Source organism: Stenotrophomonas geniculata ATCC 19374 = JCM 13324 (genome assembly GCF_001431625.1).
GTDB lineage: Bacteria > Pseudomonadota > Gammaproteobacteria > Xanthomonadales > Xanthomonadaceae > Stenotrophomonas > Stenotrophomonas geniculata.
Map to the genome: position 1 here is coordinate 13,297 of NZ_LLXT01000138.1, position 24,957 is coordinate 38,253.

Consider the following 24,957-nt stretch of genomic DNA (forward strand, 5'->3'; position numbering starts at 1 on the left):
TAAACTAAATCAATCGAAGCGGACAAGAGGGTCCCTTTGCTGGCACCCTCAGCAGGGTATGAGCACGCACCGTATGAGCCCTCACTCCGATCCAACGGCGCCGACCCGTGGCCGCCCGCCCACCATCACCCCGGAGCGCCTGGCCGACATCGGCATCCGCCTGGGCCTACCCAACCTGACCATGGCCAACGTGGCCGCCGAACTGGCGGTGACCCAGGCGGCGCTGTACAAGCGCGTGGCCAACCTGGAGGCGTTGAAGCGACTGGTGGCGGAGGCGGTATTCCAGCGCTGGCAGATTCCGCGCGCGTCGGTCGACGCACCTGGTGGGCTGGAGGCCTACCTGATGCGGTTCGTGGAGTCACTGTGCGAGGTGGTGAAGGCACATCCCGGGCTGCCACCGTACCTGCTGCGGCGCACGGTGGCGACTGCGCCGATGCTGGAAAAGATCGCCTCGCACCAGGCGCACGTGGCTGATGTGTTCGGCCTGCCGGTGGACAAGGCGCGCTGGCTGCTGGCCACGATCGCCTTCTACTGCATCGCCGGCGCCGATACGATCTACGCGATTGCGGACGATGAAGAAGGGCAGGTGATCACCGAGTTCAAGCAGGGCATGCGGGCGCTGGTGATCGGTTCGCTGGAGGTGTCGCGGCTTCGGTAGATGCATGCCATGCGTGGACGATCCTGGCCGTTCACCCTGACGCCAGCCAGGCATGGCCTGGCTCTACTGGACGGATCGCGTGGTGTCGAGAATACAATGCGGCCATGCCTGCCACGCCTACTCTCGATGATCTTCGCCGCTACGCGGTGGCGCGCACCCTGTTCAAGCCGACCACGCTGCTGACCGCGATACGACGGCTGGGCTTCGTGCAGGCCGACCCGATCAGGGCACCGGCGCGCGCACAGGACCTGACCCTGCGCCACCGGGTGAAGGACTACCGCGCAGGCGATCTTGAGCGGCGCTACACGCGCCTGCCGGTGGAAGAGGATTGCCTGGTGAACTACGGCTTCCTGCCGCGCGAGCATCTGGCACTGATGCACCCGCGCGTGTCCAAGCGCGAATGGGACGCCGAGACCCATCGCCGTGCGGCCGACGTACTGGCCTTCGTGCGCGAGCGCGGCAGCGTGCACCCGCGCGAGGTGGACCAGGCGTTCGCGCATGGGCGGGTGACCAATTACTGGGGCGGCACCAGCAACGCAAGCACGCATCTGCTTGACGGCATGCACTACCGTGGCCTGCTGCGGGTGCAGCGGCGCGACAGTGGCACCCGCATCTATGCAGTGGCCGAGCACGCCGAGCCGGACGCCAGCGAGCAGGCGCAGGTTGAACGGGCCGCCGCCCTGATCGACCTGGTGGTGCGCAAGTACGCGCCGCTGCCCTCGGCCAGCCTGACCTATCTGGTGCGCCTGCTGGGCTATGGCGCCCCACATCTGGCCGAGCAGACCCGGCAGGCGTTGGCGTTGGCCAAGCAGCAGCTGGCCAACTGCACGCTGGAGGGCACCACCTGGTACTGGCCGACCGACGAGAATCCGCGTTCGCGCCGCCATGCACCGGACGAACAGGTGCGCCTGCTGGCGCCGTTCGACCCGGTGGTGTGGGACCGCCGCCGCTTCGAGCTGCTGTGGGGTTGGGTGTACAAGTTCGAGGCGTATACACCTGCACCGAAGCGACAGTATGGGTACTACGCTCTGCCGGTGTTGTGGCACGACCAGGTGGTGGGCTGGGCCAATCTCAGCGTGCACGAAGGTGAGTTGGCATCGAGTGTGGGCTATGCCGGCAAGTCGCTGGCCCGCGACAGGGTGTTTCGTGGCGCGTTGGACGACGAGCTGCAGCGCATGGCGGCTTTTCTGTAGAGCCGAGCCATGCTCGGCTGTTTTTCGCGCGGGCCAGCGAATCGAAGCAACGTTCATCGCGCCCGGTAGCTGCCAACTTTGGTTGGCACCGGCTTCCATCGGTGCCCACCAAGGTGGGCATCTATCAGAGCAACGCCGCTCAGGCCCGGTGCCCACCAAGGTGGGTATCTACCGATTCAGCCGCCCATGCGCCACCATCGCCAGCACCACCACACCGGCGGCGACGCTGGTGTGACCGGACAGCGCGGCCAGGCCGAAACCCACGCCCAACGCGCGCATGGCAAACACTGCGCTGAACATCAGCAGCGCCCAACCGACTGCGCGCAGTTGCTGAACGGCCTGCGCGTTCAGTACACGGCGCAGCACATCGCGCTGATGGCGTTCCATCGCCAGTGCCAAGCAACTGAATGCGGCCAGTGACAGCACAAACAGAATGACGTGGATCATGCACTGGCCTCCGGTACTGCAGTGCGTGGTGCGGTAGGCGGGCGTGCACGCTTCACCTTCGGTGCGTGCTTCCAGATGCGCCACGCCAGCACTGCATGCAGGACGGACAATGCCAGCAGGGTCAGATCGGTACCGGCGAACGCCCAATCACCTGCGGCCAAGGTGCGCCACAACGGATGTGCCGTCGTCGTCGCCGTGAGTGCCGGCAACAGCGCCAGCAACAACGCCCCCAGCACGAACTGTTCGATCCACGCACGCTTGGGTGTGCGCAGCGTGGCGTGCACGAACATCGCTGCCGAGGCCAGGAAGAACACATGCACCTCCCACGCCGCACGCCCGTCCATGCTCGCGGGCAGCAGGCGGTTCGCCCACAGATAGGCCGCCATCGCCACCGACAGGCCAGCAATCGTGGCGATGTTGAGGCGCTCCACCAACCGGAAGCCGAAGTAGGGCCGTTGCAGGTCAGGCAGCTGGGTGCGGCGCTTCACCGTCCACAGCACCAGTCCGGTGCCGACCATGGCGGTGCCGGCGAGGCTGACGATGAAGTACAGCCAGCGCAGGGCGGCGTCGGCAAAACGCCCCAGGTGCAGGCCATACAGCACGCCCTGGGTATCGGCGGCGACGCCCGAGTGCTCCTTGAGCTGCAGCAGCTGCCTGCCGCCGCCATCGAACAGCAGGTAGTTCGGCGTGGTCGAAACGCGGCTGGACTGCGCACGCACCACAGCCACGCGTGCGTTCTCGTCGCCGGGGTTCTGCACCTGCACGCTGCCCACCGCGCCGGTTCCCCACCGCTGTTCGGCCTGCCGCACCAGTGCGCTGATGTCGGTAAGTGGAGCGGCGTGCCCCGCGGCTTTCTGCGGCGGCAGGAACAGCCGCATCTCGCTGACCACCTCGGCCTGCTGGCGCTTGTCCGGCAGTTTGGCCAGGCCCCACGGCATGTACAGCACCGCCAGCATCACCAGGCCGCTCCAGGTGATCATGAAGTGGAACGGCAGGCCCAGCACCGAAAGGGCCGCGTGACCATCCAGCCACGAGCGCTGGCCCTTGCCCCAGCGGAAGGTGAAGAAGTCCGCGAAGATCTTCTTGTGCGTGATCACGCCGCTGACGATGGCCACCAGCATGAACATCGCGCAGACGCCCACGATCCAGCGACCCCACATGGCTGGCATGTAGTGCAGGTTGAAGTGGAACGCATAGAAGAAGTCGCCACCGCCGGTATCCCGCGCTTGCAAGGGCGCGCCGGTGCTGGCATCGAACAGGCCTGAATCGAAGCCATGTCGGCCGCGCCCACCCGGGCTGGCCCACATCGCAGACACCCAGGGCATGCGCGTAGTTGGCAGGCTCAGGTTGATCTGGGTGGCTGCCGGTGTCTCGGCAATGATGCTGGAGACCGTGCGCTGCGCGACCATCGCCGCCTCCGGCAACGTGGAGGGCGTGGCGATCTCAGGGCGTGTGTAGCGCGAGAGCTCGTCGCGGAAATAGCTGGCGGTGCCGGTGAGGAACATCGCGTACAGGATCCAGCCGGCCAGCAGGCCGACCCAGATATGCAGGTCGGACATGGTCTGGCGGATGCCGCGTGGCTTCGCGGTGCGATCGATCTTGCTCATGCAGCGCCTCCGTTGGCGACCGATTGCGCAACCAACCACAGTGGCAGGGCGATCACGATCAGGCCGATCCATGCGCGCCGCGCTGAGCGCACCGCGAACACCCAGACTACGGCGCTGGCGTACAGCAGGAAGCTGGCCAGCATGCCGGTGAACACGGCCTGGCGACCATCGATGGGCAGCGCCAGCGCGGCGATGCTGCACAGCGCGGCGAGCACATAGCCGCCGAACAACGCGGCGATGATGCGTGAGACCAGGGGCAGCCAGGCCAGCACGGAAGCGGTACGGGAAACGGTCAAGGCACTTCTCCGGGGCACCACGCGCGATGGCGCGGTGCCCTTGAAACCAGGATCAGAAATCGACGGTGGCCGACAGCAGGGCAGTGCGCGGCGTGCCCAGGCCGGAGCCGAGGCTGCCGGCCCAGTACGCCTTGTTGGTCACGTTCTGCACGGTGCCGCGCAGTACCAGCGGATGGCCGGCCGCCTGCGTCGCATAGCGGGCACCGAGATCGAACACGGTGCGGCCTGCCACCCACTGGCTGTTGTCAGCATTGATGTAACCCTTGGACAGGCTGACCGCGTTGCCGGTGAGGGTGAGGCCGGCCACGGCTGGCACGTCCCATTCGACGCCCAGCTTGCCCTGCCATTGCGGTGTGGCCGTGGCCAGCCGGCCTTCGTTGATGCCGCCCTGGGTGCGGGTCAGCTTCGGCTGCAGCCAGCCGATGCCGCCCAGCACGCGCAGCTGTTCGGTCGCCTGGCCGAACACGGTCCATTCCACGCCACGGTTGCGCTGCTGGCCGCCGAACGAGAACACATTGGTGGCCGGGTCGGTATAGGAACTGGGCTTTTCGATCTCGTACACGCTCAATGCGCTGGCCAGACGGCCGAAGTCGAACTTGGCGCCGACCTCACGCTGGCGGGTCTTGAACGGCGGGAACACCTCGCCCGCATTCGCTGCACTGACCGGGGCGGTGCTGCCCTGGCTCAGGCCTTCAATGTAGTTGGCGTACAGCGACAGTCGATCGCTGGCCTTGAACAGCAGTGCAGCGGCCGGGGTATTGGCGCTGGCATCGTAGCGTGTGGTGCGCTTGCCGGTGGTGCCGTCGAAGGTGTCGCTGAGCACGGTCTGGTGACGGATGCCCAGGGTCAGCTGCACGCGGTCATCGATGAAGGACAACGTGTCGGCGATGCCGAAGCTGGTGGTACGCACTTCCGCGGTCTTCGGCAGCGACGCATCACTGAAGCTGCGATCGATGGCCGGGCCCCACTGTGGGTCGTACAGGTTGGTCACCCAGTCGCGGGCCAGCAGATTGCGCTTGAAGCCGAATTTCTGGTCGTGCTGGTACCAGGCGGCACTGATCGCCAGCGCGTGATTGACCGCGCCGGTGCGGAAGTGTGCCGAGAGGCCGGCTTCGGCGGTGTCCTTGCTGTAGATGAAGCGCTGGTGGGCGAAGTTGTTGCGGAAATCGCCGGCGGTGTTGGTGATCAGCGTGGTGGCGCTGGCGATGGAATCGAAATCGGTATGGCCGTGGCCGTAGCTGGCGTGAGCCTGCAGATGGTCACTGATGTCGAACGACCAGCGCAGCGCGGCGGCCGAGTCCTTGACGTTGCTGAAGGTCCAATCCGGTGCGAACAGGATGCTGGTCTTCGGCGGGCGGGGCACGACCAGGCCGGCTGCCAGCGAAACGCCACGATTGAGGCCATCCACATGGTCACGGCTGCTGAACAGGTCCAGCGAGACCTGCGAGCGTTCACCCCTCCAATCCAGGCCCAGCGACGCCAGCTGCGTCTTGTGCTGCTGGTGGTCGGTGGCGGTGTCGCCATCGCGATGCACGGCATTGAGGCGCACACCGAGCTGCTGCTGCGCGCCGAAGCGACGACCAACATCCAGATGGCCGCCGAACTGCGCGTCGCTGCTGTAGCTGGCCGTGAAGCGGGTCAACGGCGTATCACCTGCGCGCTTGGGTACCAGGTTCACCGCACCGCCCACCGAGCCACCCGGCGGCATGCCGTTGAGCAGTGCCGATGGCCCCTTGAGTACTTCGATGCTCTCGGCCAGTTCGGGGGTGACTCGGTAGTAGGGGATCAGGCCGTAGAGTCCGCCGAAGCCGATATCCGACGAGGCAACACCGAAGCCACGGATGTTGAAGTAGTCGGTGATGCCACCGCTGGATCCACTGCTGTAGACGCTGGGATCGGTCAGCGCGATCACCCTTACCAGATCCGGTGCCTGGATGTTCTCGATGAACCCGGCGGTGTAACGGGTGGTGTTGAACGGGGTGTCCATGAAATCGAGCTCACCGAGCAGGCCGACGCCACTGCCGCGGGCGACCTGGCCGCCGGCATAGGCATCGGTGGGCGTGGTCTTGTCGGCGCGCACGTTCACCGTAGGCAGCTGGCGGGCACCGTCGGGCGCGCCGTCAGCGTGGGCGGCGGTGGCGATCAGCAGGGTGGGCAGCAACGCGGTACGTGCGGCCAGGGACAGCGCGGAGCGGCGTGGGAGGGACAGGGATCGAAGGGGGAGGGACATGGCAGTTCTCGTGTGATGGGTCGTGCAATCGGCCAGCACGGCGCCGTCGATGACCTGCACGGGCAGGACGACGCGGGCTGTGGAATGGCTGGCAGAGGGCACGGCACTGCCGCTGGGGCAGTGCTGCACGCGAGGTGCGTGGGCGATCTGTGGCTGGGTGGAACGAAGCGCAGGGCGCGGGTGGTGCGAGGTGGATCAGATGTCGTCGGCGAGGTCGTCGAGGTCCTGCAGTCCGCCGCCGCGCGCCAGCAAACGCTCGTAGTTGCGACGGCGGCGCTGGTCGGTCTCGGTGGTGGTCTGGCCGTGTTTCCAGTAACCGGCCACGGCGACGTCTGCGCGCGGCAGACCGCACGCTTCAAGGAAGTAGCGGCGCAGGGCGCGCATCTCTTCGCGTTCGCCTGCGGCCCAGACGGTGTTGTTCGCCCCCGTGCGCAGACGGCGTGCCTGCTGCAGCAACGGCGTAGCGCCCGTGGCCAGGCGCTGCATACAGACGCCGTCGACGGCAGGCAGTTCGTCTACCGGGAAGGGATCATCCGAAGCGATCCAGGCCTGCGCGCGAAGGCCGCTGGGCCACTGCTGCAGCAAGGCGGACAGTGCCGGGATGGCGCTCTGATCGGCGAACAGCAGGGCAACGCTACCCTCGCGGTGCGGCACCTGCAGATGCGGGCGCGGACCGGTGAGATCGAAGGCGTCGCCGGGCTGCAGTGCGCGCACCCAGGCCAGCATCGGCCCCGGAGCCTCGTGCAGCACCACGTCCAGTGTGAAACGGCGCGCCTGCGCGTCGACGCTGCGCACGGTGTAGATCCGTGACACATCGGCAAACGCGGCACCCAGCTGGATGCGAACGGCGGTGTTGGCACGCTGCCAGGGTGCCAGCTCGGCCTGTGGCGGCAGCTGTACGACCAGCCGAAGCAGGCTCGCGCAGGGCTGCGTGACGTCAACCACGTGGACGCGCAGCGCCTGCAGGCCACGGTCGTGTTCGGCGCCGCGCAGCGGCCCGGCCGGGGTGGTGGAAAGGGTAGGCGCGGACATCGACAACGATCCAGAAGGCTGCGAATGCGAATTAGTTACATCATAGTAAACTAAATTGATCGTCCCGCAACCCAGGCCTGCTGGAAGCGTATCCAGCGCGTTGACCATTGCGTTGCCGCAGACCACCATGACAGGCCTTGCCAGCGCGCCGCGCAGGAACCGCAACCGCAATGGCTGCACCGAAGAAGACCGCTGCCCGTGGGCGACCACCCACCATCACCCGAGAGCGCATCGCCGACGCTGGCATCGCGATGACGCTGCCGGGGCTGAGCTTCGTGGGCGTGGCCGCAGCGCTGGGGGTCAGCCACATCGCGCTGTACAAGCACGTGGCGAATCTGGCGGCGCTGCGCGAGCTGGTGGCTGAAGCGATCTTCGAGCGTTGGCAGGCACCGCCGCTGGATGCCGGCGCGGGACGTAGCATCAACGACGATCTGTACGCGTTCCAGCGTTCCCTGCGGATGCTCGTGGACGAGAACCCCGGCCTGGCCCCGTTCCTTGTGAGCCACGGCGCGAAGACCCCGGAGATGGTGGCGCGCATCCAGCGCCACCATGCCGAGTTCAGTCGAGTGCATGATCTGCCGCAGGAACAGGCAGCATGGTTGCTGTCGACCGTGGCCTATCACGCTGTGGCCTTGGCTGACACCGTGTATTCGCGGCACGCCGTGGCGGACACCGCGCGGCGGCCACTGGACCGTGCGGCGCAGGATGCCGAGTTCGACCGCAGCATGCAGGCATTGATCATGGGTGCTTTGACGATGTGTGGGCGCCCCGCTGCCGCGAGGTAGCCGTCAACCATGGTTGGCCCCGTTGCCCCGGTAGTCGCGAACCTTGGTTGGCGCCGCGATACACCGTTGCCCACCAAGGTGGGCATCTACCGGTCAAGCGGCGTCCTGGTGCTCCGCGTCGTCAATCCCGGGGCTGACTCGCCGGCCAATGTCCTTCAGCCGCGCCAGCTGGTCGACCATTGACGGTGCATCGTCCAGGCTGCCGACGAAGGTCCACAGATAGGTCATCACCGCGTAGACGTGGCCTGGCGTGACACCCTCAGTGGTGGCGAGGCGGCCGATGGTCAGCGCGAACAATGCCGCGGCAGCCAGCCCGATCACCACGTAGGCGCCCGCTTCGCGGTCTGACAACAGGATGCGCAGGCGCGACAGCGTGGTGTAGTGGCGGCGCAGCACCGAGGGGCTGACCCGGTCGACCAGCCGGATTTCGTGTTCCAGGCGGTTGTTCAGGCGGCCGTGCAGCTGCTCGTTGCGGCGTGCGAACGAGGGCAGCACCAGCAGGGCGCCGAGCAGGGTGACCAGGCCAGCGGCACCGACCATCGGCTCGATCGCCAGCAGCATGGCCACCGCACCGAACATCGATGCCAGCGCGGTGGCGATGATCGGCACGTGCTTTTCAAAAAAGTCGACGAACTCGCGGGCCAGCACCACGCGTGCCGCCGAGGTGGACGTGGCCTGGCCCAGCCGACGCTGCGCCTGCACCACGTTCACCGCCAGATCGGCATAGATGCGGGTGAAGGTGCGTGTATCGACCGCTCGACGGGCGGCACCGACCAACCAGAACATCAGTACCACGCCGGCATAGGAGACGGCATGGCCGATGTTGCCGCTGATGATCGCGTCCACCGCGAAGCCGGCGAACAAGGGATAGGCCAGCAGCAGTGTGTTCTCCAGTGCCACCAGCGAGAACGTGCCGTTGAGCTGCCAGGGGTAGGTGCGCAGGATGGCCTTCAGGGTGGCGGCCGCATTCTGCTGGCCGATGCTGCCGGCGGCGGCCGCTGGATCGTGGGAGTGTTTCATGGGGTGCCTGGGTGGGTCGGGGACAGGGCAGGGGACGGATGCCTGCCATCTCCCGGGTCGCGCCCAGTATCTGCAGCCCTTTGGAGCGGGCATGGAGGGACGATGGAGATTGCGTGGAGAAACCGGTGGCGTTCAGTGGAGGGCGTGGTGCCCACCAAGGTGGGCCGCTACCAGAGCAGCGTCTGCCGCAACGCCGTGCTCTCAACGACGCGCGTGCACCGGCCAGCGTATTTCGAAGGCACTGCCGCCACGTTCGGTCGCCCGGCATCGCGCGGTTCCGTGATGGGCCACGGCAATCGCCCGCACCACCGCCAGGCCGAGACCGGAGCCGCCGCTCTGCCGCGAGCGCGATACATCGGTGCGCTGGAAGGCTTCAAAGATGCTGTCGCGAAGGTCGTCCGGCACACCGGGGCCACCATCCTCAACGGTTACGGTGCAATGGCCTTCAGCCAGCGTCACGTGTACGCGCAGCGGGCAGGGAATGGCATGTCGGCGTGCGTTTTCCAGTAGCGCCAGCACCGCCTGGCGGATGCGCGCCGGGTCGCAGTCGGCCAGCGAAGACCGTGCGTCCAACGTCACCGAGAAACCACTCTCGGTCAGCGCCTCCGACATCGCTTCGACCACCGCTGCCACCTGTACGCTGACGTCGCTGCGCTGCAGGCGCAGATCGAGGTGGCCGCTCTCGGCAAGGCTGACCACGCGCAGGTCTTCGATGATGCGGGTCAGGCCCTCCAGCTGGGTGAGCATGCTGTTGAACTGCTCCGGCCCGGGCTCGAACACGCCTTCGGCGATGCCCTGCAGGCGGCCGCGCAGGATGGTCATCGGCGTGCGCAGTTCGTGTGCGATCGCCGCGTTCCAGAACACGCGGTTCTCCGACATCCGGCTCAATCGCTCGGCCATGGAATTGAAGTCGCTGACCAGCGCGGCGGCCTCGGTCATCGAGGTGTCACCGCCGCGCGCACGCGCCTCCAGATCACCGCTGGCGACGCGACGCAGGCTTTCGGCGACCGAGTTCAGCGGGGTGATGATGCGCCGGGTCAGGCGCGAGGCGATCAATGTGGCCAGCGCAACGACCACGGTGGCGGTCAGGCCGATCCACAGCCATTCCAGGCCTGACGGCATGATGGTTTCCGGTTCGTCGTACCAGCGTGGATAGAACACCTCCATCAGGTAATAGAACAGGTAGAAACCACTGATCGACAGTACGGTTGAACACAGCGACGCGACCGTGATGGAGAGCGTGATCTGGCGCCCGATACTCTTGCCTTTGGGGTTCATCGGCTCAGTCCAGGAAGCGGTAGCCGACACCGCGGATGGTGGCGGGAATGCCGATGACGCCTGCTTCCTCCAGCTTGCGGCGCAGCTTGCTGACGTGACTGTCCACGGTGCGCTCCTGCGCATCGCCTTCCGGCAGGCAGGTCTGGAGCAGATCCAGCCGGCTGTGCACCATGCGCGGTGCGCGCGCCATGTGTACCAGCAGACGGAACTCGGTGAGCGTGAAACTCAGAGCATGCACGTGGTCATCGGTGCGCACGGTGACTTCATGGCTGCGCAGGTCGATCTCGAACGGCCCCTGCCGGATCAGCCCGTTGGGTTCTTCTGCAATGGGCTTCGCGCTACGGCGCAGCACCGCCTGGATGCGGGCGACGATCTCGGCGGGATTGAATGGCTTGGCCACGTAGTCGTCGGCACCGACGCGCAGGCCAGTGAGCTTGTCCACGTCCTGGTCCAGTGCGGTGAGCATGATTACCGGGGTGTTGCCGCGCCGGCGCAACTCGCTCAGCACCTGCCAGCCGTCCATCTTCGGCATCTGCACGTCCAGCAGCACCAGGTCGGGGCGCAGCTGGCGGTGGCTGGTGAGGGCGGCTTCGCCGTCGGCGGCGCGGGCGCTGCGCAGCCCGGAGCGGGCCAGGTAGGCGCCGAGAATGTCCGCGATTTCGCCTTCATCTTCGGCAATGAGCACCAGGGGCGCCAGGCGCGTGCGGGCATCGGATTTCATTGCATGCTGCGGTTTCAAGTAAGGAATGGGAAACGCCGGCGACGGTGTCATCGTGGCCGTTCCAGGGTCTGCGCTTCTTCGTGGGCGGCCCAGGCCAGGGTGGCCAGCACCAGCGTGTGCTGCAGGGCGGGCGCCAGTGTTGTGGTGGCGCGCAGGTGCTGTGCGAGCAGGGTCGATACGGCCGCAGGCAGCTTGCTCCACCGCGATTGCATGCCCGTTGCGTCCACCCGGTCCTGCAGGCGACGGGCCATGCGGACCACGGCCCGCAGGCGCAGGGCAAGCAACGCAGCCACCAGGACAGCCGCCATCCCTGCCGGCATGAGGCTCACGTCAGCGGCCGAGGCGGACCAGGCCGCGAGGCCGATCAGCGACGCCGACGCCAGGGTGCCCGCGCGCGCCGAATGACCGGGGCCTTCGCTGAGGAACCACACCAGCGCGGCGGCACCGGCGCCCGCCAGCAGTGGCGGCGCCGGGTTCGCGCTGGCAAGCATCCAGGCACTGGTGGACGTCAGCACCAGTGCAAGCAGCCACGGCGAAGGCGCGCACCAGGCAAGGTAGGCGCGGCGGACATCGATGGGAGGCAGGTCTGGAAACGGGAAGGACACGGCGGCGGAGCAGTCGGCGAGGCCGACAAGGCTAGGGGCCGTTGATGGAGACTTGGTCGAGATTGTGTCGAGATTTCGTGGACGCGATCCGTGCCGTTCAGGAGCGGGCCCCGTGCCTGAACGGATGTGCGGCCTCCATGCAATCTCCACAGTGGCTCCAAGAAAGATCCACCACTACCTTCCAGACTGCGGCTTCTGCGGTCACATCCGGTGGCTGCGTGCATGCGAGCCTTCCGATGAACAATCGCAGGACCTGGATCATTGCCGCAATCGTTGTACTTCTTGCAGGCAGCACCGGCGGGTGGCTGTTCGCCGAAGGTGATGATGCCGCGCTGATCACGGCCCCGGCAAGGGTGGCGGACCTGGAAAAGACCGTGCAGGCCGTTGGCCGGGTCAACCCCAAGGAACTGGTGGCGGTGGGCGCGCAGGTGTCGGGCCAGGTCACGCGCCTGCATGTGGCGCTGGGCCAGCGTGTGCACGCTGGCGACCTGATTGCCGAAGTGGATTCGCAGCCGCAGCGCATCGCCCTGCGCAGCGCCGAAGCAGCCACCAACACACTGCGTGCGCAGCACGCGGCCAGCCAGGCGCGTTACAGCCAGGCCCTTCGCACGTACGAGCGCCAGTCGCAGCTGGTGGCATCGCGGCTGGTCTCGCAGGAAGGCTTCGAAGCGGCCCGTGTGGCGCGCGATGCGGCGCGCGCGGAGGCCGCCGCGCTGCAGGCCCAGATCGACCAGGCGGTGACCCAGGTGGAAACCGCGCGGATCAACCTGGGCTACACCCGCATCGTCTCACCTTCCGACGGCTACATCGTGGCCATCGTCACCAAGGCCGGGCAGACGCTGAACTCGATGCAGACCACGCCGACCATCGTGATGCTGGCACAGATGGACACGATGACGGTTCGCACCGAGATCGCGGAGGCCGATGTGGAACTGATCGCGCCTGGCCAACCTCTGTGGTTCTCCACGCTGGGGCCGGGCGGACGCCGCTACGAATCGCGTCTGCAGCAGCTTGAACCTGCGCCGTCGTCGATTGCCGACGTGGCCACCGGCAACACCGGCGGATCGGCGCAGACGCCGAAGGCGGTGTACTACGCCGGGCTGTTTGACGTGCCCAATCCAGGCCTGAAACTGAAGCCGTCGATGACGGTGAAGGTGACGATCCAGCTGGCGCGTGCCGCCAATGCGCTGCAGGTGCCGTTGACGGCAGTGTCCGAGCGCGACGACAAGGCGGGCAACCGTGCGACCGTCCAGGTGATCGATGCCAAGGGCCGTGCGCACGAGCGGGCGGTGACGACCGGCCTGCGCACCGCGACTGCGGTGCAGATCCTGTCCGGCCTCAAGGCGGGCGAGAACGTGGTGGTCGGGCAGGCGCCTAGCGGCGCGGAAGCCGAGCCCACCAGCCTGCTGGGGATGTGAACATGGCCGACGCGCTGCTGGAACTGCATGGCGTATCGCGCGCCTACCGCTCGGCCGCCGGCGAGGTGGTGGTGTTGAAGGACGTCTCGCTGCGCATCGAGGCGGGCGAGTTCATCGCCATCATCGGCCCGTCCGGTTCGGGCAAATCCACGCTGATGAACATTCTGGGCTGCCTGGACCGGCCAAGCGAAGGCAGCTACCGCGTGCAGGGCGCAGCAACCGAGCAGATGTCACCCGATGAACTGGCGCACCTGCGCCGCGAGCATTTCGGCTTCATCTTCCAGCGCTACAACCTGATGGAGAACCTGAGCGCCACGGAGAATGTGGCGTTGCCGGCGGTCTATGCCGGCGTGGATGCCGATGCGCGCACCGCCCGTGCGCGCATGCTGCTGGAAACGCTGGGGCTGGGTGAGCGCACCACGAACCGGCCCAGCCAGCTGTCCGGCGGCCAGCAGCAGCGCGTTTCCATTGCGCGTTCGCTGATGAACGGCGGCGCCATCGTGCTGGCCGATGAGCCGACCGGCGCGCTGGATCATGCCAGCGGCAGGCAGGTGATGGCGGAACTCAAGCGCCTGCATGCGCAGGGCCATACCGTGATCCTGGTGACCCATGATGCGGCGATCGCCGCGCACGCTTCACGCGTGATCGAGATCGCAGACGGCCAGGTCGTATCCGACCGTGGCATGGGTGATCCTGCGGTTGCACGCAGTGCCGCTGTGCCCGAGCGCCGTCCAGAACCGGCCACCGAGCGCCGCGCGCGCCTGGATGCAATCAGGGAAGCTGCACGGATGGCGGTGCGTTCGATGCTGGCCCACCGGCTGCGCACCCTGCTGACCATGCTGGGCATCATCATCGGCGTGGCTGCGGTGGTGACCGTGGTTGCGTTGGGCAAGGGCGCACAGGCACAGGTCGAGTCACAGATCAACGAACTGGGTGCCAGCACGCTGGACATCTTCCCGGGCGCGGACTTTGGTGACCCGCGCTCGGCAGAGATCGAAACGCTGGTCGTGGACGATGCCGATCACCTGGCCGCATTGAGTTACGTAGACAGCGTAAGCCCCAACCTGAGCGGTTCGGTGGCGGCACTGCAGGGCAACCGGCGCGCCAACACGCAGGTGCTTGGCGTGGGCGCTGATCTACCGCGTGTGCGCGGGCTGCGCCTGAAGGCGGGCCGGTTCTTCACCGATGCCGAGGTGGAGGTACATCGCGCGGTGGGCGTGGTCGACCAGAAGGCGGCCAAGGCATTGTTCAGCGGCAATCCGATCGGCGGCACGGTGCTGCTGGGCGGCATGCCGGTGGAAGTGATCGGCGTGGTTGGCCCCAACGCATTCGCCGGCGGAGCGACGCCGACGGTGTATGTGCCGTACACCTCCGCGTCCTCGCGTCTGCTGGGCAGCCAGCGGCTGGAGAGCATCACCGTACGCGTGCGGGATGACGTGCCAACCACCGCCGCTGAAGCCTCGCTGGGTGCGGAGCTGCAACGCCTGCACGGCCGGCGTGATTTCTTCATCTACAACGCCGACCAGATCCGCAAGGCGGTGATGAAGTCCAGCCAGACCATGGCGGAACTGGTTTCGGCCATTGCAGCGGTGGCGCTGGTGGTCGGTGGCGTGGGGGTGATGAACATCATGCTGGTGTCGGTGAGGGAGCGCGTGCGCGAGATCGGTGTGAGGCTGGCGGTGGGTGCCCGTCAGGGCGACATCCTGCGCCAGTTCCTGATCGAGGCCGTGTTGATCTGCCTGTTCGGCGGGGTACTCGGGGTGTTGTTCGCGTTGGCTGTGGGCGCCTTGTCCAGCCTGCTGTCGCTGGGGGTGCCGTTCCTGTTCACGCCTGGGCCGGTGCTCGCCGCGCTGGCATGTTCGTCTGCCATCGGGCTCGGTTTCGGCTATTTCCCGGCGCGCAGTGCCGCACAGCTGGACCCCATCCAGGCGTTGGCGGCGGAGTAGGGTCGCCCGCCGTGGCGCTACAGCGACTCAGCGCGCCTTGCCCTTTATCGGCAGGCTGCCTGGCAGGTGCGAATAGCCGCTGTCGCCCCAGTGCCGGGTGATGCGCTGGAAGAACAACGAGTTGGGCACGCGCAGCAGGCAACCACGCGCGCCTTCGCCACGATCACTCAGCGTGGTGTAGATCAGGTTGATGTCCACCACCTGACCACACAGGCCCGGCTTGTCCACGCTTTCCAGCACTTCGATGGTGTCATTGATGCGGAACGGGCGCGTGGCGACGATCAGGAACGAACAGAACAGGTTGGACAACACGCTCCATGCGGCAAAGAACGCCACCGCACCGACGGCCATGAACCCGGTCAGCGCGGTCCACAGCACCGAGCGCGAAACGCCCAGCCGCTCCAGTATCAGCAGCGCAGCCGCCAGATACAGCAGCAAAGCACCGCCGCGGTGCAGGCCCACATGAAGCTCTGGCGCCAGCCTGCCGCGCTGCCGGGCCTGCACCAGCAGCCACGCCAGTGCACGCACCATCACCCATGCGACGCCGAGGATGGCCAGCACCTCGGCCACCGGCACAACCACGCTTAGCCAATCCTCGATCCAGGCAGGCAATCCGGTCATGGAGGCTACAGCGTCGCCGCGCCGCCAGAAATGGTCAGCAGTGCACCAGAGGTATAACTGGCGCTGTCCGAAGCCAGCATCACATAGGCCGATGCCAGTTCGGCTGGCTGGCCGGGGCGGCCGAACGGCGTCTGCGAGCCGAACTGCTCGACCTCCTCGGCGGCCATGCCTGCCGGAATGAACGGCGTCCAGATCGGGCCGGGCAGCACCGCATTGACGCGGATCTGGTGCTCGGCCAGCAGGCCCGCCAGCCCCAGCGTCAGGTTGGCGACGGCGCCCTTGGTCGCGGAGTACGGAAGGATGTTCGGGGTCGGCCGCTTGGAATTGACCGACGCGGTGTTGATGATCGCGCCACCCCCGCGCAGGTGCGGGACGCACAAACGTGTCAGATTGAACACGGCATGGACGTTGGTGTCGAACGTCCGCTTCCAGTCATCCAGGGTGATGTCGTCGAAGTGCTCGTAGTAGCGCTGGTAGGCCGCGTTGTTCACCAGGATGTCGAGACCGTCCAGCTCGCTGGCCACGCGGTCCACGAGCGAGCGCGCCTGTGCCGGGTCGCTGATGTCACAGGGCACCAGCACGGCCTTGCGCCCGGCCTGTTCGATCTGCTGCTGTACATGGCGGGCATCGTCCTGCTCACCATCGAGGAACGCGATGGCAACGTCGGCGCCTTCGCGCGCAAAGGCGATGGCCACGGCTGCGCCGATGCCGCTGTCACCGCCGGTGATCAGTGCCTTCTTGCCCTGCAGCAGGCCATGGCCGCGGTAGCTGTCTTCGCCGTGATCCGGACGCGGTTGCATCTGCGTTGTCTTGCCGGGGAAGGATTGCTGTTGGGCGGGGAAGGGCGGGCGTGGGTAGTCGGGCAGGGCCATCGTCACTCTCCGGAAGGAAACCGGCGCCAGTCTCCCTCCATGCCGGTAAACGACCGGAGGGCACGGTGTCATTGCAGCGTGGACGCCTGCGCGCAGGACTTCACAACGGGTGGGCGATGGTGGTCATGATGCTGTTGGCCGGTTGCCGTGAATCCAGCCGCGTGTGCTGGACGACGATCGGCTGGTCGGATTCAACGAGGGTGGCAAAGCCGGTGCCGCGCGGCACCGGCGCCGGATCCTGCAGGTCGTTGAAGCGCAGGTGACAAGTGCGTCGCGCCGGCACGGTGACCCGGTAGGGGCCCACCGGATCACGGTCTTCGAAGTAGAGGGTCAGCGTGACATGCGCGTCCTCGTTGCCGGCATTGAGGACGCAGCAGGTTTCGTGACTCTGCATTTCCGGTGCTGGGCCGTTGCTCCAGGCTGGAATGTAGCCCTCGGCGATAGCCCAGCGTCGATGCCCGATGCAGGAAGCATTCGTTTCCATGACGCCGTTTTAGCTGGAGGGGTGTTGCCATCGTGTCCAGTCCCCGCACGGAATCCGTGATGACCATCGGCTACCACGCATCGCATGAGCAGTTCCCGCCCGCCACCTTGCTGGGCCTGGCGCTGCGCGCCGAACAGGCGGGATTCGAGGCCCTGATGTGCTCCGACCATTTCCACCCATGGACGACCGCACAAGGGCAATCGGGCCACAGCTGGGTGTGGGCCGGCGCGCTGGCGGTGCAGAGCGCATTGACCCTGGGCATGGTGACCTGCCCGATGCTGCGCCAGCACCCGGCATTGGTGGCACAGGCAGCGGCGACGCTGGAGCAGTTGGCGCCGGGCCGGATCTGGCTGGCGCTGGGTACCGGCGAGGCCCTGAACGAGCGCATCACCGGCCAGCCGTGGCCAGCCAAGCGGGAGCGGCAGAAGGCGCTGCGCGATGCGGCCGAGGTGATGCGGCGGCTGTGGGGTGGCGAGCAGGTCGACCACGACGGTGGCTTCCAGGTGCGCAAGGCACGCCTCTACAGCCGACCGGCGCTTCCCCTGCCGCTGCTGGGTGCAGCGGTCACGGAGGAGACTGCACGTTGGATGGGGGGCTGGGCCGATGGCCTGATCACCATCAGCCAACCGCTGGCGCAGTTACAGCGTGTGGTGGCAGCGTTCGAGGCAGGCGGTGGCAGGGGCAAGCCGATGTACCTGCAGGCCAAGCTCTCCTACGCGCGCGCCGAACAGGCGGCGCTGGAAGGTGCGATGGAGCAATGGAGCGCCAACGTGCTGCCACCGGAACTGGCCGAAGGCCTGGACCAGCCCGAACAGTTCGAAGCACACGCCCGATCGGTAAGCGCCGAGGTGGTGCGCGAGCACGTGCATGTCTCGGCAGACCTCGGCCAGCATCGGGCCTGGCTGCAGGAACTGCAGTCACTGGGTTTCGATCGCATCTACCTGCACAACGTGAACCGCGAGCAGGACCGCTTCATCGATGATTTCGCCGAGCACGTACTTCCCGCGCTGCGTACTCAGGCGCCCTCGGCGGCCAGCCACGTATAGCCATGGCCCTGCAGGCAACAGCGGCGATCCTGCAGCCTGGCGCCGTGGCCCACCAGCGTACGCAGCGGGCCGTGCAGGGGCACCTCTACCTCAACCGGGTCGTCGCCGAAGTTGATCAGTGCCAGTGCCTGGTGGGGTGCCTCGCCGTAGCGGAGCATCAGCAGCGCAGGTGAAGGTGGGTCGAGCGTGTGAGGACCCTGCTGCAGCACGGGATGTGCATTGCGCTGCTGCAGCAGCTCGCGCACCCGCAGCAGCAGTGAGCCCGGCGTCGCGCGTTGCGCCTCGACATTCACCGTGCGGTAACCGTAGGCGCCGTCTGCCGGAGGCACGCGCCAGGCATGCCGTGGCTGATCGGTAAACCCCGCCCCTGGGCGGTCGTGCCAGTGCATCGGCATGCGCACGGCGTTGCGCTCGGGCAGTTCCAGGCAGTCGCCGAGGCCGATTTCCTCGCCATAGCGGATCACCGGCACCTGGCCCAGCGACAGCAGTGCGGCCCAGGCCATGGCCTGCCACGCGGTGTCGCCGTCCAGCATGGACGCCAGCCGGCGGCGGATGCCGCGGCGATAGATGCGCATGCCAGGTTCGGGCGCGAAGCGCTCCATCACTGCCTCACGTTCGTCCGGCTCCAGCTGCTCCAGGTCAAGCTCATCATTGTTGCGCAGCCAGGCGATGCGGGTGTGCGGCGGCGCCTGCGGTCCGTATTCGGCCATGACCCGGGCCACTTCGCTGGCGTCGCCGCGCGCGAGGGCCAGGAAGAAATGATTGTTGAGATGGAAATCGAGCAGGTGCGAAAGCCGCCGCCCCTGGCACAGGAAGTCGCCGTAGCGGGGCGCGCTGACATCCGCTTCGCCGATCAGCGGCAGGCCTGGCTGTTGCGCATCTGCCGTGGCGCGCATCGCCTCCACCAGCCACAGCCCGTCGTCGCGCGGGTCCGCGTGGCGGGCGCGCTCGACCATGTACGGGACCGCATCCACGCGGAAGCCGGCCACGCCGCGCTGCATCCAGAACGTCATCACCCGCAGTAGTTCGTCGCGTACTGGCGCATGGGCCAGCTCCAGGTCTGGCTCGTGCCGGTAGAACATGTGCCGGTTGAATGCGCCGGCCTCGGCGTCCCATGTCCAGGCAGACGCCTCGAACGGCGGGAACATCGGCTGTAGGCCGTCGTCGGGCACGTGGTCGCTCCACAGGTACCAGCGGCGCCATGCCGGGTCGCCCCGCTGCGCGGCGACGAACCATGGGTGGGCGCTGGCAGTGTGCTGCATCACCAGCTCGACGATGATGCCGATACCGCGTGCGGCGGCAGCATCGACCAGGCGCTGGAACGCCGCCTCGTCACCCAGGCGTGGATCGATGCGGTAGTGATCGGTGACATCGTAGCCACCGTCACGGCCGGCGTTGCAGTAGAACGGCAGCAGCCACAGGTGGCTGACACCGAGCCACTGCAGGTAGTCCAGCTTTTCGGTGATGCCATCCAGGGTGCCCCAGCCGCGCCCATTGCTGTCGCGGAACAGGTAGGGGTCGACCTGGTAGATCGCGCGCAGCGGACGTACCGCCATGGGGCTTCTCCAGCACCGTTCACGGGTGACCAGCCTGCTGTGCGCCGTGGCAGCGGTTCGTGAACCGAATGGCACCGCACCATGACGTGGCATCCACGGTCCCTGCATGCCTGGGCGCGCAGAGTGAATGCTCGTCCCGCTGCGCCGAGGAACCTTTGTCCATGCCCCGCCGCAAAACGCTTCGTATTGCGACGTTCAACGTCAACGGCATCGGCACGCGCCTGCCGCAGCTGCTGGACTGGCTGCACAGGGAATCGCCGGACGTGGTTGCCCTGCAGGAACTGAAAGCCACCGACGCCGCGTTTCCCGCCGCGGCATTGGAAGAGGCCGGCTACGGTGCGCTCTGGCAGGGTGAGGCGCGCTGGAACGGCGTGGCGCTGCTGGCCCGCGGCACCATGCCGGTCGAGAGCCGCCGCCGATTGCCGGGTGAACCCAAGGATACGCAGAGTCGCTACCTGGAGGCGGCGGTGCATGGCATTGTGGTGGGCGCACTCTACCTGCCGAACGGCAACCCACAGCCCGGGCCCAGGTTCGACTACAAGCTGCGCTGGATGGAACGCCTGATCCGGCATGCGCGCAGCCTGGTCGAGCTGCCGCACCCGGCGCTGCTGCTGGGTGATTTCAACGTGATTCCCACGGACGCCGACGTCTATGACCCGAAGGCCTGGCGCCGCGATGCGCTGTTCCAGCCTGAAGTGCGCGATGCCTTTGAACGACTGCTGGCGCAGGGCTGGACCGATGCGGTGCGGGAGGTGCACGGCGACGCCACGATCTATACCTTCTGGGACTATTTCCGCCAACATGCCGAGCGCGACCGTGGGTTGCGCATCGATCATCTGCTGTTGAACCCTGTACTGGCGGAGCGACTGAAGGACGCTGGCGTCGACCGTTGGGTACGCCTGCAGGAAAAGGCCAGCGACCACGCGCCGGCCTGGGTGACGGTAAGGGCTTGATCAACGCGCGGCAGGGTCTTCGCGTCGCTCGCGGCGTACCCGTGCGCGGGTGCGGTACAGGCGGCTGTCCGCTTTCTGGATGGTGTCGGCCACCGGTTCGCCAGGCGTGTTGATGGCTGCACCCATCGAGAACGCGCTGGGCGAGAGCGCTGCGTGGTCCTGGTACCAATGCTCCAGTTCGCTCAACCGGCCGTCCGCAGGCGCGACCAGTACCACCATGAACTCGTCGCCACCCAGCCGTACCACGGTCTCGTCCTTGCCCAGCGGCGAGCGCAGGAGCGTGGCGAACTCGACAAGCACGGCATCGCCACGGCGGTGGCCCTGGGTGTCGTTGATGTGCTTGAAATGGTCCAGATCGAACATCACGCAGGCCCAGCGCTCGTCAATCAGTTCATCCAGCCGGTGCAGGTAACGCCGGTTGTAGCACTGGGTGAGCGGATCCTTGAAGGACATCTCGCGCAGCTGCTGCTCCTGCATCCGCAGCGCGGTGACGTCCTGGGCATGCCCCAGCACATAGGGTGGGCTGGCTTCGTTGTCGAGCACGTTGTGGTACGCCCAGTAGTGACGCGTACCATCGGCGGCAATCAGCTCGATCACGCCAGCGTCGGTGTGGTTTGCCTGGATCCGGGCGAGGTAGGCCCTGAAACCTTCACGTTTTTCCGGCGGCATCAAGTCACACAGGCTGCGCCCGATCATCTGGCTTTCCTCGAAGCCCAGCGATTGCACGGCCGCCGGATTCACCGAGGTCAATGTGCCGTCCAGCGTGTGGGTGCAGATCAGGCCCAGGCTGTAGTGGAACAGCCGACGGTAGCGGGTTTCGCTCGCTTCCAGCGCGTCCAGCGCGGCTCGTTCGTCCGTGATGTCCTGGATCGCCCCGACCAGGCGCGGATGGCCGTCGACCTGTTGCCGGCTGCCGACCACCCGGGTCCAGATCGCACGACCGTCGGCCGTGGTCATCGGTAGCTGTACTTCCCAGGAAGCGCCTTCGTCGATACAGCGCTTTACCGCAGCCTGGATGATATTGCGGCTGTCCTCGCGATAGAACGAGAGTGCGGTCTCCAACGTAGGCTCGAAGTTGCTGCGTACGCCATGCAACTGCTTGGTTTCCCGTGTCCAGCGCACCTCGTTGGTCAGCAGGTCCATCTCCCAGCCGCCTACCCGTGCGGCACGGTTGGTACGCTCCAGGAAGTCCTCACTGCGTTTCAGCTCGCGATGCAGCGCCTTGGCCTGGCCAACCTGCGCCATCAGGGTGCTGCGCTGTTCCAGCACCTGGGTGGTGACCCGAGCCAGATGCACCATCAGTTCGCGCTGGGAGGGGGACAGCACACCGGGCATCGGGTCGAGCAGGCACAGCGTGCCGATACGTGCGCCGTGCGACGAGCCCAGAGGGATGCCAGCGTAGTGGCGGATGCGCGGCCCAGCGGTGACCAGTGGATTGGTGGAAAAGCGTGGGTCCTGGCGCGCGTCGGGTATCTCGAACAGCTCGTCCTGGCGTATGGCATGGGTGCAGAAGGAGATCTCGCGGGCGGTCTCGCTGACGCCCTCCAGGCCGATGTTGGCCTTGAACCATTGGCGGTCTTCGGCCACCACGGTGATCAGGCCCATGGTCAGGCCGGTCGCGGCGCGGGCCGCGGCGACGATGGCATCGAACACCGGCTCCGGTGGCGTATCCAACAGGTGCAGTCGTTCGATCTCGAGCAGTCGTTCGGCTTCGTCCATGGCGCTTTTCAGGGCTGGGTGGCGAGGGCGGTTGCGGCGGCTGGCTGGCGCTACGCTAGTGCGCGCGCCGTTATGTATCGCCACGGCGGGGTGATGCCGATGTGAGGTGGGCGCGCCGGCTCAGTGCTGTTGGAGCGATGCCTGCAAGGCGGTGGCCAGTGCAGCGTCTCCGGACACCAGGTCCTGCCAGCGCAGTGTGATGCCCTTGCGCCGCCCCTTCTCAACCAGCTTGAGTCCCTCAGGGGCCACGGTGAGAGTGTAGGGTTGGCCGTCGATGTGCAGTTCGCGGCGCAGTGGTTTGTCGAGCGGGGTCATCATCGTTTCCTCGCTGGGGCGGAAGCGCGACGTGGCTGGATCGATACGTGACGGTGATCACGGATGTGCCAACGCCAGGGGAAATCAACAGCGCGGGTGATGCCGATGCGGGGCCCAACCACTGGATCCCCCGGGGGCCGCACGCCATCGCTGGCGATGACAATGCCGTGGCTGCCAGTCACCAGGTCGGCGCCGTCGAAACTGCGGTCCAGCCCGAATGCCTGCGAGAGCTTGCCGGGGCCGCTGGCCAGATCGTGGTCCCGGCGCGCGGCGGGGCGCAGCTCGTGCATGCGCTCAAGGCCCGCCAGCGGCTCGACGGCCCGCAGCAGCACCGCCACCCCTTCACCGACCTCTCCGCAGACCACGTTGCTGCCCCAGTGCATGCCGTAGGTGAAGTAGACATACAGGTGCCCGGCCTCACCGAACATGCTGGCCGTGCGCGGCGTCTGCCCGCGATAGGAGTGCGCCGCCGGATCGGCGCTGCCCGCGTACGCTTCGACTTCAACGATGCGACCCGTTCGGCCATCGTCACGGACCAGAAGTTTGTTGAGCAGCTCGGGCGCAACCTCGACGGGTGGGCGCCGGTAGAAGCTGCGGGGGAGGATCTGAAGAGCGGCGGGCAACCAATCCGGCACGGTAGAGGCAGGCTCGGGCAAACGGTGATGGCACTGTGGCACCAAACAGGTGAAACGGGCGCAGACGCAGTGTCATTCCTGCGCAGGCGGAGCGGCCAGTGCCGCTCTCCGTGCGGCATAGACCTCCGGTGTCTGTGGCTTGATGAACAGCGCCACCAGTTCCGGATATTCGCGCTTCACGGCTGATTCGATGCGGGTGATGCACGCCTCGATCTGGGGTGTCTTCCGGTCATCCTCGAATTCCGCGCTGAGCATGGCCACGACCTGTTCGGGGCCCATCTGCATGGTGGTCACGCCATTGGCGCGGCGCAGGTCCGGATCGGTTTCGGCCACGGCCATGATCCGCTCAGCCACCGCAGGATGGGCCGGCTCGCCCACCAGCAGTCCCTTGGTTTCGCGTGCGAGAAGAAAGGCGGTGGCGGCAAGCACGCCGGCGATGCACAGCGACGCCACACCATCAAGCACCGGCATGTCCAGGACCTGGGCGGCCACGAGCCCGATCAGTGCGAAACCCAGGCCCAGCAGGGCCGCGCTATCCTCCAGCAGCACGGTAAAGGTGGAAGGATCCTTGCTGCGGCGGAACGCTTCGAAGTAGCCGAGCTTGCCCTTGGTGCGCCGGAACTCGCGCAGCGCCACCCACCATGAAGCCCCTTCGAACAGGATGGAGATGCCCAGCACGCTGTAGCTCAACGCGTGGTTGGTGGCCGGCTCCGGCTGGCGGATGTGCTGGATACCTTCGTAGGCCGAAACGCCGGCGCCGGCGGCGAACACCAGCAGGGCGACGATGAAGCTCCAGAAGTACAGTTCGCGGCCGTAGCCGAACGGATGTACCGGGTCTGGCGCCTTGCCGGCGCGGCGCAGCCCGTACAGCAGCAGCACCTCGTTGAGGGTGTCGACCAGCGAATGCACGCCCTCGCTGAGCATGGCCGAGCTGCCGGAGATGCCGGCGGCGATGAACTTGGCGATGGCAATGGCCAGGTTGCCCGCGAGGGCGGCGTAGATGACCAGGCGGGAACCAGTGGGGGCAGACATGAAGGCAAGGGGGAGGGCAGGTGGCTCCCTGATCTTCCGGACGGGCATGTCCCCGGGATGTGCAGGTGCCCGATGTGCCGGGGCCGGGCAGGGCCTAAGTGCCGCCGTGATCAAGCCGGTTAGGCGACGTGACTGCGGACGCCAGGCCCTACGCTGGATCAGTCCTCGTTGCCGATCCTGTTCGAAACGACGTTGGCTATTTTCCCTGACCTGAAGAGACATCGATGAATCACAAATTTCCCTGGTACGCCCTTATCAGCCTGGCGCTCTGCGCTACCGTCGCATCGATCTCCAGCACCCTGCTGTACATTGCGGGTCGCACGTTTGTTGCAGTGGCAGGTGCAGCCCCGATCGCAAGCTGGGGACGCCCTGGATACGGGCTACTGATCGTCATCGGGTTCCTCGCGCTGGCGACCTGGTACTTCGGCGCGCGCGCGAAGGCCGCGCAGAAGGCTCTGCCGGTCCGCTTCTTCATCTGATACCACCGT

Annotated in this window: 25 protein-coding genes; 8 read left to right on the forward strand and 17 right to left on the reverse strand. The window is 66.8% G+C overall.

The window, feature by feature from the left end:
- Positions 1-73: 73 nt before the first annotated feature.
- Together ARC63_RS17965 and ARC63_RS17970 are read left to right on the forward strand one after the other, a co-directional pair.
- Positions 74-658, forward strand: coding sequence for a TetR/AcrR family transcriptional regulator (locus tag ARC63_RS17965; RefSeq protein WP_010485484.1), 585 nt, complete (start codon positions 74-76; stop codon positions 656-658).
- Positions 659-762: 104 nt separating this feature from the next.
- The gene (locus ARC63_RS17970; RefSeq protein ID WP_057503990.1) at positions 763-1,851 is read left to right on the forward strand and encodes a DNA glycosylase AlkZ-like family protein; all 1,089 of its coding nucleotides are present in this window, start codon (positions 763-765) and stop codon (positions 1,849-1,851) included.
- A 168-nt stretch (positions 1,852-2,019) separates the two neighbouring features.
- On the opposite strand, the gene ARC63_RS17975 is transcribed toward ARC63_RS17970, so the two are convergent.
- From ARC63_RS17975 to ARC63_RS17995, 5 genes are all read right to left on the reverse strand, one after another.
- Positions 2,020-2,298 (reverse strand): DUF3325 domain-containing protein, encoded by a 279-nt coding sequence (locus tag ARC63_RS17975; protein WP_057503991.1) that lies wholly within the window; start codon positions 2,296-2,298, stop codon positions 2,020-2,022.
- Complete coding sequence (locus tag ARC63_RS17980) at positions 2,295-3,905, reverse strand: PepSY-associated TM helix domain-containing protein (protein ID WP_057503992.1); 1,611 nt, start codon at positions 3,903-3,905, stop codon at positions 2,295-2,297. Before ARC63_RS17980 ends, ARC63_RS17975 begins: the two co-directional genes overlap by 4 nt.
- Positions 3,902-4,201, reverse strand: coding sequence for a DUF3649 domain-containing protein (locus tag ARC63_RS17985; protein WP_057503993.1), 300 nt, complete (start codon positions 4,199-4,201; stop codon positions 3,902-3,904). The genes ARC63_RS17980 and ARC63_RS17985 overlap by 4 nt, the downstream gene beginning before the upstream one ends.
- Before the next feature lie 52 nt (positions 4,202-4,253).
- Positions 4,254-6,431: a TonB-dependent receptor gene (locus ARC63_RS17990; RefSeq protein WP_057503994.1), complete on the reverse strand. Its 2,178-nt coding sequence runs from the start codon at positions 6,429-6,431 to the stop codon at positions 4,254-4,256.
- A gap of 195 nt (positions 6,432-6,626) precedes the next feature.
- Entirely contained in the window at positions 6,627-7,463 is an 837-nt protein-coding gene (locus ARC63_RS17995) for a siderophore-interacting protein (RefSeq protein WP_057503995.1), read from the reverse strand.
- Between the two features lie 170 nt (positions 7,464-7,633).
- Between ARC63_RS17995 and ARC63_RS18000 the strand changes: the two genes are divergently transcribed.
- Entirely contained in the window at positions 7,634-8,248 is a 615-nt protein-coding gene (locus tag ARC63_RS18000; protein ID WP_057503996.1) for a TetR/AcrR family transcriptional regulator, read from the forward strand.
- A 93-nt stretch (positions 8,249-8,341) separates the two neighbouring features.
- Here the strand turns inward: ARC63_RS18000 and ARC63_RS18005 are convergent, their stop codons facing one another.
- The 4 genes from ARC63_RS18005 to ARC63_RS18020 form a co-directional block, all read right to left on the reverse strand.
- Positions 8,342-9,268: an ABC transporter six-transmembrane domain-containing protein gene (locus ARC63_RS18005; protein WP_057503997.1), complete on the reverse strand. Its 927-nt coding sequence runs from the start codon at positions 9,266-9,268 to the stop codon at positions 8,342-8,344.
- Between the two features lie 201 nt (positions 9,269-9,469).
- Complete coding sequence (locus tag ARC63_RS18010; protein ID WP_057503998.1) at positions 9,470-10,546, reverse strand: ATP-binding protein; 1,077 nt, start codon at positions 10,544-10,546, stop codon at positions 9,470-9,472.
- Between the two features lie 4 nt (positions 10,547-10,550).
- Positions 10,551-11,267 carry a response regulator gene (locus tag ARC63_RS18015; RefSeq protein ID WP_019337245.1) on the reverse strand — a complete coding sequence of 239 codons (717 nt, stop codon included), beginning with the start codon at positions 11,265-11,267 and terminating at the stop codon, positions 10,551-10,553.
- Positions 11,268-11,314: 47 nt separating this feature from the next.
- A complete protein-coding gene (locus ARC63_RS18020; protein ID WP_231298655.1) occupies positions 11,315-11,872 on the reverse strand; it encodes a hypothetical protein in 558 nt (185 codons plus the stop codon).
- A gap of 236 nt (positions 11,873-12,108) precedes the next feature.
- Here ARC63_RS18020 and ARC63_RS18025 point away from each other — a divergent pair, with 236 nt between their 5' ends.
- Both ARC63_RS18025 and ARC63_RS18030 read left to right on the forward strand, forming a co-directional pair.
- Positions 12,109-13,290 carry an efflux RND transporter periplasmic adaptor subunit gene (locus ARC63_RS18025; RefSeq protein WP_057503999.1) on the forward strand — a complete coding sequence of 394 codons (1,182 nt, stop codon included), beginning with the start codon at positions 12,109-12,111 and terminating at the stop codon, positions 13,288-13,290.
- Positions 13,291-13,292: 2 nt separating this feature from the next.
- Entirely contained in the window at positions 13,293-15,236 is a 1,944-nt protein-coding gene (locus ARC63_RS18030) for a MacB family efflux pump subunit (protein WP_057504000.1), read from the forward strand.
- Positions 15,237-15,263: 27 nt separating this feature from the next.
- Here ARC63_RS18030 and ARC63_RS18035 read toward each other — a convergent pair whose 3' ends face one another.
- The 3 genes from ARC63_RS18035 to ARC63_RS18045 all read right to left on the reverse strand — a co-directional run bounded on the left by ARC63_RS18035 (position 15,264) and on the right by ARC63_RS18045 (position 17,213).
- Positions 15,264-15,857, reverse strand: a complete 594-nt coding sequence (locus ARC63_RS18035; RefSeq protein WP_057504001.1) for a mechanosensitive ion channel domain-containing protein — start codon at positions 15,855-15,857, stop codon at positions 15,264-15,266.
- A gap of 5 nt (positions 15,858-15,862) precedes the next feature.
- Complete coding sequence (locus ARC63_RS18040; protein ID WP_049450793.1) at positions 15,863-16,729, reverse strand: glucose 1-dehydrogenase; 867 nt, start codon at positions 16,727-16,729, stop codon at positions 15,863-15,865.
- Positions 16,730-16,829: 100 nt separating this feature from the next.
- Complete coding sequence (locus tag ARC63_RS18045) at positions 16,830-17,213, reverse strand: sensory rhodopsin transducer (protein WP_057504002.1); 384 nt, start codon at positions 17,211-17,213, stop codon at positions 16,830-16,832.
- 59 nt (positions 17,214-17,272) lie between these two features.
- Here ARC63_RS18045 and ARC63_RS18050 point away from each other — a divergent pair, with 59 nt between their 5' ends.
- Entirely contained in the window at positions 17,273-18,259 is a 987-nt protein-coding gene (locus ARC63_RS18050) for a TIGR03885 family FMN-dependent LLM class oxidoreductase (protein WP_057504003.1), read from the forward strand.
- On the opposite strand, the gene ARC63_RS18055 is transcribed toward ARC63_RS18050, so the two are convergent.
- Positions 18,229-19,815, reverse strand: a complete 1,587-nt coding sequence (locus tag ARC63_RS18055) for an alpha-amylase family glycosyl hydrolase (protein WP_057504004.1) — start codon at positions 19,813-19,815, stop codon at positions 18,229-18,231. The two genes, ARC63_RS18050 and ARC63_RS18055, sit on opposite strands and share 31 nt — an antisense overlap.
- A gap of 161 nt (positions 19,816-19,976) precedes the next feature.
- On the opposite strand from ARC63_RS18055, the gene ARC63_RS18060 reads away from it, so the two are divergent.
- A complete protein-coding gene (locus ARC63_RS18060) occupies positions 19,977-20,768 on the forward strand; it encodes an exodeoxyribonuclease III (protein WP_057504005.1) in 792 nt (263 codons plus the stop codon).
- Here the strand turns inward: ARC63_RS18060 and ARC63_RS18065 are convergent, their stop codons facing one another.
- The 4 genes from ARC63_RS18065 to ARC63_RS18080 form a co-directional block, all read right to left on the reverse strand.
- Positions 20,769-22,487 carry a diguanylate cyclase gene (locus tag ARC63_RS18065; RefSeq protein WP_057504006.1) on the reverse strand — a complete coding sequence of 573 codons (1,719 nt, stop codon included), beginning with the start codon at positions 22,485-22,487 and terminating at the stop codon, positions 20,769-20,771.
- 120 nt (positions 22,488-22,607) lie between these two features.
- Positions 22,608-22,802 (reverse strand): hypothetical protein, encoded by a 195-nt coding sequence (locus tag ARC63_RS18070; protein ID WP_005413550.1) that lies wholly within the window; start codon positions 22,800-22,802, stop codon positions 22,608-22,610.
- Positions 22,802-23,437: a DNA-3-methyladenine glycosylase gene (locus ARC63_RS18075; protein ID WP_057504107.1), complete on the reverse strand. Its 636-nt coding sequence runs from the start codon at positions 23,435-23,437 to the stop codon at positions 22,802-22,804. Before ARC63_RS18075 ends, ARC63_RS18070 begins: the two co-directional genes overlap by 1 nt.
- A gap of 72 nt (positions 23,438-23,509) precedes the next feature.
- Positions 23,510-24,469 carry a cation diffusion facilitator family transporter gene (locus tag ARC63_RS18080; protein WP_057504007.1) on the reverse strand — a complete coding sequence of 320 codons (960 nt, stop codon included), beginning with the start codon at positions 24,467-24,469 and terminating at the stop codon, positions 23,510-23,512.
- A gap of 224 nt (positions 24,470-24,693) precedes the next feature.
- On the opposite strand from ARC63_RS18080, the gene ARC63_RS18085 reads away from it, so the two are divergent.
- On the forward strand, positions 24,694-24,948 hold the full coding sequence (locus ARC63_RS18085; RefSeq protein WP_057504008.1) for a hypothetical protein: 255 nt from the start codon (positions 24,694-24,696) through the stop codon (positions 24,946-24,948).
- Positions 24,949-24,957: the final 9 nt, after the last annotated feature.